Here is a 12,938-nt window from a genome sequence, read left to right on the forward strand (position 1 = left end):
CCATGGAAGAGCCCACCTACCTGCCCGGCCTCATCGGCATGTTGGAGCCGTTCGAGGACAAGCCGCGGGCGCAGAACGTGCTCGTCGCCCAGGACGCCCACGTGGTGCTCTTCGAGTTCGCCGCCGGCCAGAGCCTCCACGAGCACCAGGCGCACCACGCGGTCATCGTCCAGTGCCTGGCCGGACACCTGCGGTTCGAGGTCGGTGGGGCCGAGCACGACCTGCGCCCCGGGGACCTGATCCACCTGCCGCCGAAGGTGCCGCACGCGGTGCACGCCCTCGCCGACTCCACCATGACCGTGACCATGCTGGTGGCCGGCGAGCGTTGAGAGGCACCCGCACCGGCCGGTCCCAGGGATGTCGGCGGCTGATGGTTGGCTCGTGGGCATGAGCAGCGCAGCGCCGCGGACGACGTACACCCTGGTTCCGCCGGCGGTCGACGTCGACGTGCCGGTGCTCGACGCCCATCAGCGCCGAGTGGTGGAGCACCGGACGGGGCCGCTGCTCGTGCTGGCCGGCCCGGGCACGGGCAAGACCACCACCCTGGTGGAGGCGGTGGTGGACCGGGTGGAGCACGGGGCCCGCCCCGACGGCGTGCTCACGCTCACCTTCTCCCGCAAGGCGGCCGAGCAGCTGCGGGACCGGATCACCGCGCGGCTGGGACGCACCACGGCCGCCACCGCCTCCTCCACGTTCCACTCCTTCGCCTACGCGCTGGTGCGCCGCTACGCGCCGGCCGAGCTGTACGCGACGCCGCTGCGACTGCTCTCGGCCCCCGAGCAGGACGTGGTCCTGGCCGAGCTGCTGGCCCACTCCGCCGAGAGCGTCCGGTGGCCCGAGTCGCTGCGGCGGGCGCTCGGCACCCGGGGCTTCGCCAGGGAGGTCCACGACGTCCTGGCGCGCGCCCGGGAGAAGGGCCTCGACGGGCTCGGCCTGCGCACGCTGGGCGCGGCGCACGAGCTGCCGGAGTTCGAGGCCGCGGGCTACTTCATGGACCACTACCTCGACGTCCTCGACAGCCTCGGCGCCATCGACTACGGAGACCTGATCCGTCGCGCGGCGCTGGTGGCGCAGACGCATCGTGACGAGCTGCGCGCGGAGTTCTCCCACGTCTTCGTCGACGAGTACCAGGACACCGATCCGGGGCAGGTCGACCTGCTGCGCGCCCTCGGCGGCGACGGCCGCAACCTGACCGTGGTGGGCGATCCCCACCAGTCCATCTACGGCTTCCGCGGGGCCGAGGTGCGCGGCATCCTGGAGTTCCCGACCGCCTTCCCCCGCGCCGACGGGGCCCCGGCCGACGTGGTGGCGCTGCAGACCACCCGGCGCTTCGGCCCGCACGTGCTGCTCGGCGCACAGCGCGTCGCCCGCCGGCTGGCGCTGCCCGGCACCATCCCGGATGCCGCCAAGGAGGCGTTCCTCTCGCCGGTCTCCTCGCGCTCGGATCCCGGCAAGATCGAGGTCCTGACGTTCGACACCGAGCGGGCCGAGGCCGAGCACCTCGCCGACCTGCTGCGCCGTGCCCACCTGGAGGATGACGTCGCCTGGTCTGACATGGCGGTGGTGGTCCGCTCGGGCCAGCAGAGCATCCCGGCGCTGCGCAGGTCGCTGACCGCGGCCGGGGTGCCGATCGAGGTCGCCGCCGACGACACTCCGCTGGTCCACGAGACGGCGGTGCGGCCGTTGCTGGACGCCCTGCGCACGGTGCTCCACCTCGACGTCGAGGACCCCGCCGCGCCGACGTACGTCGACGGGATCGCGGTCCAGGACCTGCTGATGTCGCCGCTGGCCGGGATGGACGCCACCGACGTCCGCAGTCTCGCCCGGGCACTCCGGACCGCCGACCGCGCCCGCGCCGAGGCCGAGGGCCGTAGCCCGCGTCCCTCTGCGGACCTGGTGCGGGCCGCGGTGCTGGACCCCGCCCTGCTGGAGGACGTGGACGGCCGCGCCGGGACCCGGGCGCGGGCCCTGGGCTCGCTGCTGCACGGGGCCCGTGACCTCCTGCTGACGGGCGCCACCGCCGAGGAGGTGCTGTGGCACCTGTGGTCGGGGACCTCCTGGCCCCGACGGCTCCGGACGGCGGTAGAGCAGAGCGGGTCCTCGGCCCGGTTGGCGCACCGGGACCTGGACGCCATCTGCGCGCTCTTCGACACCGCGGCGCGTGCGGAGGAGCAGCAGGGACATCTCGGGGTCGGGGCCTTCCTCGCCTCCCTCACCGCGCAGGACCTGCCGGCCGACACCCTCTCCGAGCGCGGCGTGCGCGGCGAGGCCGTGAGGCTGCTGACCGCCCACCGCTCCAAGGGCCTGGAGTGGGAGCTGGTGGTGGTGGCGCACGTGCAGGAGGAGGGCTGGCCCGACCTGCGGCGCCGGGCGACCCTGCTGCGCGCCGACCGGATCGGCCGGGACCAGCTCCAGGAGCCGACGTCGGCCAGGGAGTCGCTGCAGGAGGAGCGCCGCCTCTTCTACGTCGCGTGCACCCGGGCCCGGCGCCGGCTGGTGGTCACGGCCGTCCGGTCCGCCGAGGACGAGGGCGAGCAGCCCAGCCGGTTCCTGGCCGAGCTCGAGGTCTCGACGACCCACCTCAGCGGACGGCCCTCCCGGCCGCTGAGCCTGGCCGGGCTGGTGGCCGAGCTGCGCCGGGTGACCGCCGACCCGGGGAGCAGCGAGGGCCTGCGCCGAGCTGCGGCCGAGCGGCTGGCGGCGCTCGCCGCGGAGCGTCGGGGCCAGTTCCCGCTGGTGCCCCAGGCCGATCCAGACTCGTGGTGGGGGACGCGTGGCCTCTCCCGCTCCGACCAGCCGCTGCGCGAGCTGGAGCGCCCGGTGACCATGTCGGCCAGCACCCTGAGCGCCCTGCTGGAGTGCCCCGCGCACTGGTTCCTCGAGCGGGAGGCCGGGGGAGCGACCTCGACCACCTCGTCCCAGGGCTTCGGTCTCGTCGTCCATGCCCTGGCAGAGCGGGTGGCACGAGGCGAGCTGGGCGACCCACAGTCGTCGCCGGCCGAGCTGATCGGCGAGCTGATGGCCATGGTGGACCAGGTCTGGGACCAGATCCCGTTCCGGACCCCGTGGTCGGCCAGTCGCGAGCGCGACCAGGTGGAGTCGGCACTGCGCCGGTTCCTGGCCTGGCACCGCGCCCCCGGGGCCAGGACGCTGGTGGAGGTCGAGCAGCGCCTCCAGGTGAGCGTGGTGCTGCCGGACGGGCAGCACGTCACGCTCTACGGCTTCGCAGACCGCATCGAGATCGACGACGACGGCCGGGTCGTGGTGGTGGACCTCAAGACCGGCAAGCACAGGCCCACCAAGGACGAGGTGGCCGATCACCCCCAGCTCGCGCTCTACCAGTACGCCGTGGCCCACGGTGCCCTCGACGAGGCTCTGGCGCCGCACGTGCCCGGTCCGGTGCAGGTCGGAGGTGCCGAGCTGGTGCAGCTGCGGCACGAGTCACGGGGGGAGGTGGTGACCCAGTTCCAGTCGCCGCCAGACCCGGCAGCCGAGGGGCCCCTCCTGATCGAGGAGCAGCTCTCGGCCGCCGTGGGCGCGCTGCGTGCCGAGGAGTTCCCCGCCCGGTCCGGTGCCCACTGCGACCGTTGCGACTTCATCACCCTGTGCCCGATCAAGGGGAGCGGGACGGTGCTGTCGTGATCGTGGACATCTCCGGCCCCGCCGACCTGCAGCGGGTGATGGGGACCGACTTCCAGGTCTCGGACCAGCAGTGGGCGGCGATCGACGCCCCTCTGGCACCGGCGGTGGTGATCGCGGGCGCCGGCTCCGGCAAGACCTCCCTGATGGCCGCTCGGGTGGTGCACCTGGTCGCCACCGGCCGGGTCGCTCCGCACGAGATCTTGGGGTTGACCTTCACCACGAAGGCCGCCAGCGAGCTGCGCCGACGGGTCGCCGACGCCCTGCGCGAGGCGGGCCTGGCCGGGGGCAGCACCTCGGCCGAGGACGGCGAGGAGGTGCTGGAGCCCACGGTCGCCACCTACAACGCCTACGCCTCCGCGCTGCTGACCGAGCACGGTCTGCGCATCGGGCACGAGCCGGACACCCGGGTGCTGGCAGACGCCACCCGCTACCAGCTCGCTGTCCGGGCGATCCAGCGGCACGTCGGCCCGGTGGCGCTGCTCAGCGACCACCCGCCCACGGTCGTCAACTACATCCTCGGCCTGGACGGCGCGATGAGCGAGCACCTGGTCGACGTGGCCCAGGTGCGCGAGTTCGACGCCCGGACCCGGGCGGCCTTCGAGCATGTCTCGGTGACCGAGCGGGCCAGGAAGCCGGCCCTGGACGCGATGAACGTGATCGACCGACGCGAGGAGCTGCTCTCGCTGGTGCAGACCTATCGCCGGCTCAAGGCCGACCACCAGGTCATGGATTTCTCCGACCAGATCTCGCTCGCCGCCCGCCTGGCGACCGAGCGGTCCGAGGTCGGGGTGGAGGAACGTCGCAAGTTCAAGATGGTCCTGCTCGACGAGTACCAGGACACCTCGGTGGCGCAGGCGACCATGCTGAGCCGCCTCTTCTCCGGTCCCGACGCGGAGTCCGGGCGCGGCCACCCCGTGATGGCGGTGGGCGACCCCAACCAGGCGATCTATGGCTGGCGCGGGGCCTCGGTCTCCAACATCCTCGGCTTCGGGCTGGACTTCCCACGAGCCGACGGGGCGCCGGTGCCGACCTTCCCGCTGACCGTCAACCGGCGCTCGGACCGGCGCATCCTGGCGGCGGCCAACGAGCTGGCCCGGCCGCTCTACGAGTCGCTCGACTCGGTGGAGCCCCTGCGGGCGCCCGGTGACGCCGCCGACGGCGGGGTGCGGCTCGCGGTGCACGAGACATACGCCGACGAGCTCGCGTGGCTGGCGGCGGAGGTCCAGGAGGCGCGGAACCGGCTCGTCGCCGAGCACCCCGGCACGCCGGCCTGGCGGGAGATCGGGGTGCTGGTGCGCGACAACGCCCATGCCGCCGACGTCTTCGACGGGCTCTCCGCGGCCGACGTCCCGGTGGAGATCGTGGGTCTCCAGGGCCTGCTCCGGCTGCCCGAGGTCGCCGAGGTCGTGGCCACCTTGACCTTGCTGCAGGACCTGACCGCCAACGCGGCGCTGCTCACCCTGCTCAACGGTCCTCGTTGGGCCGTGGGGCCGCGCGACCTGGCTCTGCTCGGCAGGCGTGCCGAAGAGCTGGTGGGCCCGGGCACGTCGCGGGGCGAGCCCCGGGCGAACGTGGAGGAGCAGCTCGCCGACGCGGTCGCCGGTGCCGACCCGATGGAGATCGTCTCCCTGGCCGACGCCCTCGACGACCCCGGGCACGGGCCCTACTCCGCCGAGGCGCGCGAGCGCTTCGCCGCCCTCTCCGCGGAGCTGCGTCAGCTGCGTCAGCACACCGGCGAGCCGCTGCTCGACCTGGTGCGGCGCATCATCGACACCACCGGGATCGACATCGAGCTCGCCTCCGCCGTGAGCAAGGCGGCGCGGGCCCGTCGCGACAACCTGGACCTGTTCGTGAAGGCGGTCGCAGACTTCCAGGGCGTCGACGGGCACGTGGGGCTGGGGGCGCTGCTGGCCTACCTCACCGCGGAGGACGAGCTCGGCAACGGCCTCGACGTGGCGACCCCGACCGAGGCCGACTCGATCAAGCTCCTCACGGTGCACCGGGCCAAGGGGCTGGAGTGGGACGTGGTCTTCTGCGTCGGGGTGTGCGAGGAGAAGTTCCCCAACACCCGCGGACGCACCCTGTGGACCGGGGGACCGGCGGTCCTGCCCTCCCCGCTGCGCGGCGACGCTCGTGACCTCCCCGCTCTCAAGGGGCACACCAAGAAGGACCTGGAGGACTTCCGCGAGGCCTCGCGCAAGCACGCCGCGACCGAGGAGCTCAGGCTGGGCTATGTCGCCTTCACCCGGCCCCGGCACGAGCTCGTGGTCTCGTCCCACCTGTGGACGGAGTCGCGCAAGACCCCCTTGGGGCCGTCGCCCTACCAGGACAGCATCCGGGCCACGATGTCGCAGTGGGGAGCCGAGCCCGAGTCCTGGTCGGCCAAGCCCGACCCCGAGACGCGCAACCCGCTGCTGACCGGGGTCACCGAGCGTCCGTGGCCGGTCACCGAGCGGACCACCGAGGCGATGCACCGGATTGCCGCAGCCGAGCTGGTGCGCGAGGCGATGGATCGCGGGGCCGCCCCGAGCGCCCCGGAGACCGCTGAGCTGGACCTGCTGGAGCAGGCCCGGATCTCCACCTGGGACGAGGAGCTCGAGCGACTGCTGGTGGAGGCGCGTCGAGACGGCTCCACCGCCCTGGAGGTGGCCCTGCCCTCCAGCCTCAGCGCCACGTCGCTGTCGCGGCTGCGCGACGACCCGGACGCCTTCGCCGCGGACCTGGCGCGGCCGATGCCCCGAGCGCCGTCCCCGGCGGCCCGTTTCGGGACGCGCTTCCACGCCTGGGTGGAGTCCCGGTTCGGTCAGCAGGGGCTCATCGACCCCGACGAGCTGCCCGGGCGGTTCGACAGCGACATCGACGACGGGTTCGACCTCCAGGAGGTCATCACCCGCTTCGAGAAGGGCCCGTTCGCGGAGCGGGTGCCGCACGCGGTCGAGGCGCCGTTCGCGCTGCTGCTGGCCGGCCAGGTCGTCCGGGGACGGATCGACGCGATCTACCGCGAGCCGGACGGGAGCCACCTCCTGGTCGACTGGAAGACAGGGCGTCACGAGGCCGCCGATCCGCTGCAGCTGGCCGTCTACCGCATCGCCTGGGCCGAGCTGCACGGCCTGCCGCTGGAGCGGGTGCGCGCGGTGTTCCACCACGTGCGCACCGGCCGGACCGTCGAGCCCGAGGGACTCCCGGACCGCGCGGACCTGGAGGCGCTCGTCAGGCCGGGCCGACCGCCAGAGCCGCGGTGAGGGCGATGTCGACCATCGCGCCGAACGTCTGCTCACGCTCGGCTGCCGTGGTCTCCTCGCCGGTGATCATGTGGTCCGAGACGGTGCAGATGGCCAGTGCCCGGCGCCCGTCCGCGGCCGCCGCGGTGTAGAGCGCGCTGGCCTCCATCTCCACCGCCAGCACCCCGTGGTCGACCATCGGCTTCATCAGCTCGGGGCGGGAGGAGTAGAACGAGTCGCTGGAGAAGATCAGGCCCACGTGGCTGCGTACGTCGTCCCTGGCCTGCGCGGCGTCGTGGGCGGCGCGCAGCAGTTCGAAGTCGGCCACCGGGGCGTAGTGGTAGCCGCCGAACCGGTGGGTGTTCATGGAGGAGTCGGTGCAGGCGCCGGAGGCGATGACCACGTCACGCACCGCGAGGTTCTCGGTCAGCGCGCCGCAGGAGCCGACGCGGATGATCGTGGCCACGTCGTACTCGACGAAGAGCTCGTGGGCGTAGATCGCCAGCGACGCCTGGCCCATTCCGGAGCCTTGGACCGAGATCGGCTGGCCGCGCCAGGTGCCGGTGTAGCCGAGCATCCCCCGGACCTCGCTGTAGCAGCTGGCATCGGTGAGGAAGGTCTCGGCGATCCACTTCGCGCGCAGCGGGTCTCCGGGCATCAGGACCACCGGAGCGATCTGGCCGGCGGCTGCGCCGATGTGGGTGCTCATGGAGGGAAACTATCCTCGCAACGTGCCCCTCCGCGAACTGCCTCACGTCGCCCTGTCGGCCCATGCCCACAACCGCGAAGGGCTGCACCGAACCGACGCCCGGTGGCTCGCCGAGCAGTGGGCGGATCCCAGCACCCGGGTCCTGGTGGTGTCCGGCACCCGGGTGCGGGCCGTCCAGGGGCGGGTGCACTGGCTGTCGCCGGACCAGGCTCCGCAGGAGGGGCTGCGCGTGCTGCTGGGGCGCAGCGACCAGGTCACCCGGTTCGCGGTCCTGCTGCCGGCCTCGGAGGAGGAGGAGGGCTGGCTGCCGCTGCGCGGGCTCTTCGGCGCGCTGTCGGACCAGGAGGCCGGGCCGCGCGAGGCCCCCTGGCTCTTCCACGCCGTGGGTCTCGCCGAGTGGCACTGGAGCACCCGGCACTGCCCGCGGTGCGGAAGTGACCTGCAGCCGCGCGCGGCGGGGCACGAGCTGCTGTGCACCGGTTGCGGCAAGTCGCAGTTCCCGCGGCTCGACCCGGCGGTGATCATGGCGGTGACCCACGGAGAGGCGGGCACCGAGTCCAAGCAGATCCTGCTCGGACGCCAAGCCACCTGGCCGGCTGACCGCTGGTCCACGCTCGCCGGGTTCTGCGAGCCCGGCGAGACCCTGGAGGACGCCGTACGTCGTGAGGTGGCCGAGGAGGTGGGGATCACCGTGGGTGCGGTGACCTACTTCGGCAGCCAGCCCTGGCCCCTGCCTGCGAGCCTGATGATCGGGTTCGTCGCCGAGGCCGTAACCACGGAGATCGACGTCGACGGGGCCGAGATCGCCGAGGCCCGGTGGTTCACCCGCGAGGACCTGCGCGCCCGGCTCGCGTCCCGCGAGATCGTGGTGCCGGGCTCGGTCTCGATCTCCTCCTCGCTGCTGGAGACCTGGTACGGGTCGCCCTTGGAGGGAGGCTGGTGAGTCGAGCCCTCAGCCGGCCAGCGCGGCCAGCTTCTCCTTGACCTGCTTCAGCGACGGGTTGGTCTGGGTGGAGCCGTCGGCGTAGAGCAGGGTGGGGACGGTCTGGTTGCCGTTGTTGGCCTTCTCCACGATCTCGACCGCCTCGGGGTGCTGCTCGATGTCCACGACGTCGAACGTGATCCCTTCTCGCTCCAGCTGTGACTTCAGCCGGTGGCAGTAGCCGCACCAGGGGGTGCTGTACATCGTGAAGGTGCTCATGCACATCTCTTTCGTCCGGGTCCGCAGCTGTCGCCGCGGACGTCTAGGCTCGTCCTTCTCAGCCAACCGTGCCACCTCAGGAGATGTTCCCGCGTGCCGACCCCCGACGACCTGCTCTCGGCCCTCGACCCCGAGCAGCGCCGGGTCGCGGAGGCGCTGCGTGGCCCGGTGCGCGTGCTGGCGGGTGCGGGCACCGGCAAGACCCGCGCCATCACCCACCGCATCGCGCTGGGCGTGGCCACCGGCATCTACGTCCCTTCCGAGGTGCTCGCCGTCACCTTCACCACGCGGGCCGCGGGCGAGATGCGGGGTCGGCTGCGCACCCTGGGCGCCGCGGGCGTCCAGGCCCGGACGTTCCACTCCGCCGCCCTGCGGCAGCTGCGCTACTTCTGGCCGCGGGTGCACGGCCAGGACCTGCCCGTCCTGGTGGAGTCCAAGCTCGGCCTGATGGCCACCGCCGCGCGCCGGCAGCGGCTGAGCCCGGACCAGGCCGTGCTGCGCGACCTGGCCTCCGAGGTCGAGTGGTCCAAGGTCAGCAACATCTCTCCCGACGACTATCCCCGGGCCGCCCCCGCCCGGGGTCGGCAGGTCGGCGAGCTGCCCCCGGAGACGGTGGCGCACGTCTACGAGGCGTACGAGGAGCTCAAGCGCTCCCAGAACCGGATGGACATGGAGGACGTGCTCCTCTACACCGCCGGCATGCTGGCCGACGACGCCCGTGTCGCGGCGGAGGTCCGACGCCAGTACAAGTGGTTCGTGGTGGACGAGTTCCAGGACGCCTCGCCGCTGCAGTCGGCGCTGCTGGACCTGTGGCTCGGCGGCCGCGACGAGCTGTGCGTCGTGGGCGACCCGTCACAGACGATCTACTCCTTCGCCGGGGCCGACGCCGGCTACCTCAAGGACTTCCCGACCCGGTTCCCCAACGCCATCTCGCTGGAGCTGGTGCGCAACTACCGGTCCACTCCCGAGATCGTGGAGGCCGCGAACACCCTGCTGGCCGGCACGCCCAGCATGGGCGTCGCGCTGGTGGCCCAGCGACCCAGCGGGCCGAAGGTCGAGTCGTTCACCCACCCCGACGAGGTGGCGGAGGCCACCGCAGTCGCGGAGCGGGTGGCGCGTCTGCTCCAGAGCGGCACCCCGGCGAGCGAGGTCGCCGTGCTGCTCCGCATCAACGCCCAGTCCGAGGCGTTCGAGGACGCCCTGGCGGCACGCGGCGTCCCGTACGTGGTGCGCGGTGCGGCGCGCTTCTTCGACCGCGCCGAGGTGCGACAGGCAGTCACCCTGCTGCGCGGCACGGCCCGCTCCGGAGAAGCCGCCGCCGACGTGGTGGAGGTCGTCCGCGACACGCTCTCCGGCATGGGCTGGTCTGCTGAGGCCCCCACTGCCCGCGGCCAGACCCGGGACCGGTGGGAGTCGCTGCAGGCACTGGTCGACCAGGCTGTGGAGTTCGCCCGTGACGGGGGAGACCTCGGGGCCTTCGTCGACGACCTGGACCGGCGCGCCGCCGAGCAGCACGCCCCGGTCGCCGAGGGGGTCACCCTGGCCACGCTGCACACGGCCAAGGGACTCGAGTGGGACGCGGTCTTCCTCGTGGGCCTGGTCGACGGGACGCTGCCCATCATCTACGCACAGTCGCCGGCCGAGGTCGAGGAGGAGCGGCGGCTGCTGTACGTGGGCATGACGCGCGCTCGTCGGGTCCTGTCGCTGAGCTGGGCCCAGGCCCGCAACCCCGGGGGCCGCGCCAGCCGCAAGCCCTCGCGCTTCCTGGAGTCGATCTCGGGATCCGCCGAGCTCACCGCCCCCGGCGGCCAGCGTCCCACCCGGCGGTCGCGGAAGGCACTGCACTGCCGCGAGTGCGGACGACCGCTGGCCAGCGCGGCCGAGAAGAAGGTGGGCCGGTGCGCTGACTGCCCCGCCTCGTACGACGAGACGCTCTACGAGGCGCTGCGTGAGTGGCGGCGGGAGCGGGCCGGCGCCGACGAGGTGCCAGCCTACGTGATCTTCACCGACGCCACCCTGCAGCTGATCGCGGAGAAGCGGCCGACCAACGACGCCGACCTGCTGAGCATCGCCGGGGTGGGGTCGAAGAAGCTCGAACGGTACGGCGAGGAGCTCCGCGCGCTGCTCGCCTGAGGGCTGCGCACCCGCTGGGAGCGAGCTGGCGCGAAATACCCGATTAATTCGTTTGCCCCTGACCGCGGGGCCACGATAGTTTTCTGTGAACGCAATCACGTCGCGCAACGACCGGGGCACGGTCGGCGCCAGAGGAGTCGAGGAGGTGGACCGCATGGACAGCATCACCAACACCGGGACGGCCCAGCTGCCGTCCTTTGGCGCGCGCGTGACCGGTGCTGCCACCGGGACCTACGCCGGCCACGGCGTGGGTTCGGTCGCCAGCGAGGGTGCCTGCCGCCTCGTGGCGCCGAACAAGCCCGTTATCTGGGAGAACTCTGCCTGGAGACCACCGCTCTGTTGACAGCTGACAGACGGCATCTCCAGGCCGCGGATCCCTCACCGGGATTCGCGGCCTTTTCTTTTTCCTCATCCGCCCATGACCAGGTCAGCACCCAAGGAGGTGACACATATGACCACCAGCGTTCTCGACCGCACCGAGACCTCGGACCCGTCGTCGGCTCCGTGCCGCGTCAACGACCCGGAGCTCTGGTTCGCCGAGCGTCCCGAGGACGTGGAGCACGCCAAGAGTCTGTGCCAGGGCTGCCCGGTCCGGACCCAGTGCCTCGCCGAGGCCTTGGAGCGGCGCGAGCCATGGGGCGTCTGGGGTGGGGAGCTTTTCCTCCAGGGAGCGGTGATCCCACGCAAGCGGCCCCGGGGCCGGCCCCGCAAGAGCCCGGACGGTTTCGCTGCCTGACCCGCGGGCCTCGGCCAGGGACTCTAGGACTCGACGACCAGCAGAAGTGAAGACCACGAGACGTGAAGACCACACAGAACGGAAGCATTGAGATGAACCTGATGTATGAGGAGCTGGCTCGCAGTCAGCATTCCGTGCGCCTGGGAGAGGCGCAAGAACTGCGGCGCGGACGTCATGTGGCAGCCGCCCAGCGGATGAGCCGCAAGGCCGAGCGCGCTGCCCAGCAGGCGCGACTGGCCCTGGCCCGGGCGATCTGAGGCACGACCAGCCCGGCACATCGCATCACCGACCACCCCGAGCCGAGCCCGAAGTCCTGGGCTCGGCTCGAGGTGTCGAACCGGGTCATCGGGTCAACAGGGAGTCTCCCCAGCTGCAGCCGCAGTGCGGGTGCCGGGTCCACGTCTCGTGCTCGGCGTCCAGATCCTCCCCGAGCCAGGTGGTCGCCGACCAGGTCTGGGGGCGCCGGCCCTCGGCCCACACCGCTACGTCCCCGGCGGCGCGGACCAGCGCCAGCCGCATCAGCAACGGCGGGAGGTCCAGGGGGAACTCACCGCGGGCGGCCGGCAGCGCCCCGCTGTGCCACGGGTCGGCGGCGGCGAGGTGGGCATCGACGCAGCGCAGGCACGCGGTGACTCCCGGCAGCACGAACGGTCCCAGCCGGACCCGGGCGTCGACCACGCCGAGGAACAGCACCGGGTCGCCGGCATGGGTGAGGGCGTCGACGTACTCACGGTCCGGCTCACCGGCACTGAGCAGCACCGTGACGCCGCCGGCCGCCGTCCCGTCCTGGGAGGGCAGCGACAGCCCCGGGAGGCCCAGGCCCGCCTCCACGAGCAGCAGGGTCAGCTCTCGTCGCCAGGGGTCGGGTCCCAGGACCTCCACCGAGGTCCTGGAGCGAGCGCGATGACGACGGCGCCGGTCGCCCGCGTCCACCACCAGGCCGTTGTTCCGCAAGGTGGCCACGACCTGCTCCAGCTCCGGAGCCTGAGGCGGGTCGACCCCGGCCGCGAGCTCGTGGAGGAATCCGGCGATGGAGGGAGTGTCGGGGAGCAGCACCCGCCGGCTGGGGTCATGTCCGACCTGCAGCAGGCCGTTGCCGCGCGGCAGTACGCCGACTCCGCGGCGCAGTCTCAGCGTCTCGGAGGTGGAGGTCATGCCGGCAGCCTCGCAGGACCGCAGGTTCAGCCGCCGAGCTCGTCCACAGGGGGCCCGGTGAACCTTGCGGGTCCGCCGAATGCGGCCTCGGGTCGAGAAACGACGACGGCGTCACCCGGATCGGGTGACGCCGTCGTCAGG

Annotated in this window: 11 protein-coding genes; 8 read left to right on the plus strand and 3 right to left on the minus strand. The window is 72.6% G+C overall.

Annotated features, from left to right (window positions below; translation table 11 throughout):
- Window positions 1-2: 2 nt before the first annotated feature.
- Genes C5H89_RS16485 through C5H89_RS16495 form a run of 3 tightly spaced genes read left to right on the plus strand, consistent with a single transcriptional unit; the run spans window position 3 to window position 6,884 of the window.
- The gene (locus tag C5H89_RS16485) at window positions 3-329 is read left to right on the plus strand and encodes a cupin domain-containing protein (protein ID WP_162799429.1); all 327 of its coding nucleotides are present in this window, start codon (window positions 3-5) and stop codon (window positions 327-329) included.
- 58 nt (window positions 330-387) lie between these two features.
- Window positions 388-3,642, plus strand: coding sequence for an ATP-dependent DNA helicase (locus C5H89_RS16490; RefSeq protein WP_104108069.1), 3,255 nt, complete (start codon window positions 388-390; stop codon window positions 3,640-3,642).
- On the plus strand, window positions 3,639-6,884 hold the full coding sequence (locus C5H89_RS16495) for an ATP-dependent DNA helicase (protein WP_240181919.1): 3,246 nt from the start codon (window positions 3,639-3,641) through the stop codon (window positions 6,882-6,884). Before C5H89_RS16490 ends, C5H89_RS16495 begins: the two co-directional genes overlap by 4 nt.
- Here C5H89_RS16495 and deoD read toward each other — a convergent pair.
- Window positions 6,853-7,572, minus strand: a complete 720-nt coding sequence (gene deoD, locus C5H89_RS16500; protein WP_104108070.1) for a purine-nucleoside phosphorylase — start codon at window positions 7,570-7,572, stop codon at window positions 6,853-6,855. The genes C5H89_RS16495 and deoD overlap by 32 nt on opposite strands.
- Before the next feature lie 22 nt (window positions 7,573-7,594).
- On the opposite strand from deoD, the gene nudC reads away from it, so the two are divergent.
- Window positions 7,595-8,515 carry an NAD(+) diphosphatase gene (gene nudC / locus C5H89_RS16505; RefSeq protein ID WP_240181920.1) on the plus strand — a complete coding sequence of 307 codons (921 nt, stop codon included), beginning with the start codon at window positions 7,595-7,597 and terminating at the stop codon, window positions 8,513-8,515.
- Between the two features lie 9 nt (window positions 8,516-8,524).
- On the opposite strand, the gene C5H89_RS16510 is transcribed toward nudC, so the two are convergent.
- The gene (locus C5H89_RS16510; protein ID WP_104108071.1) at window positions 8,525-8,773 is read right to left on the minus strand and encodes a mycoredoxin; all 249 of its coding nucleotides are present in this window, start codon (window positions 8,771-8,773) and stop codon (window positions 8,525-8,527) included.
- 93 nt (window positions 8,774-8,866) lie between these two features.
- On the opposite strand from C5H89_RS16510, the gene C5H89_RS16515 reads away from it, so the two are divergent.
- From C5H89_RS16515 to C5H89_RS16530, 4 genes are all read left to right on the plus strand, one after another.
- Complete coding sequence (locus C5H89_RS16515) at window positions 8,867-10,906, plus strand: ATP-dependent DNA helicase UvrD2 (protein WP_104108072.1); 2,040 nt, start codon at window positions 8,867-8,869, stop codon at window positions 10,904-10,906.
- Between the two features lie 154 nt (window positions 10,907-11,060).
- The gene (locus C5H89_RS16520; RefSeq protein WP_162799430.1) at window positions 11,061-11,249 is read left to right on the plus strand and encodes a hypothetical protein; all 189 of its coding nucleotides are present in this window, start codon (window positions 11,061-11,063) and stop codon (window positions 11,247-11,249) included.
- 108 nt (window positions 11,250-11,357) lie between these two features.
- Window positions 11,358-11,642 carry a WhiB family transcriptional regulator gene (locus tag C5H89_RS16525; protein ID WP_205305088.1) on the plus strand — a complete coding sequence of 95 codons (285 nt, stop codon included), beginning with the start codon at window positions 11,358-11,360 and terminating at the stop codon, window positions 11,640-11,642.
- A gap of 62 nt (window positions 11,643-11,704) precedes the next feature.
- The gene (locus tag C5H89_RS16530) at window positions 11,705-11,899 is read left to right on the plus strand and encodes a hypothetical protein (RefSeq protein ID WP_104108075.1); all 195 of its coding nucleotides are present in this window, start codon (window positions 11,705-11,707) and stop codon (window positions 11,897-11,899) included.
- 85 nt (window positions 11,900-11,984) lie between these two features.
- Here C5H89_RS16530 and C5H89_RS16535 read toward each other — a convergent pair whose 3' ends face one another.
- Entirely contained in the window at window positions 11,985-12,797 is an 813-nt protein-coding gene (locus tag C5H89_RS16535; protein ID WP_104108076.1) for a hypothetical protein, read from the minus strand.
- Window positions 12,798-12,938 lie beyond the last annotated feature (141 nt).

The organism is Nocardioides sp. 616, assembly GCF_002930065.1.
GTDB classification, from domain to species: Bacteria; Actinomycetota; Actinomycetes; order Propionibacteriales; family Nocardioidaceae; genus Nocardioides; species Nocardioides houyundeii.

Coding starts and splice junctions, on each gene's coding strand:
- deoD (WP_104108070.1), bottom strand. CDS start 7,572: ATGAGCACCCACATCGGCGCAGCCGCCGGCCAGATCGCTCCGGTGGTC.
- C5H89_RS16510 (WP_104108071.1), bottom strand. CDS start 8,773: ATGAGCACCTTCACGATGTACAGCACCCCCTGGTGCGGCTACTGCCAC.
- C5H89_RS16490 (WP_104108069.1), top strand. CDS start 388: ATGAGCAGCGCAGCGCCGCGGACGACGTACACCCTGGTTCCGCCGGCG.
- C5H89_RS16535 (WP_104108076.1), bottom strand. CDS start 12,797: ATGACCTCCACCTCCGAGACGCTGAGACTGCGCCGCGGAGTCGGCGTA.
- C5H89_RS16485 (WP_162799429.1), top strand. CDS start 3: ATGGAAGAGCCCACCTACCTGCCCGGCCTCATCGGCATGTTGGAGCCG.
- C5H89_RS16525 (WP_205305088.1), top strand. CDS start 11,358: ATGACCACCAGCGTTCTCGACCGCACCGAGACCTCGGACCCGTCGTCG.
- C5H89_RS16520 (WP_162799430.1), top strand. CDS start 11,061: ATGGACAGCATCACCAACACCGGGACGGCCCAGCTGCCGTCCTTTGGC.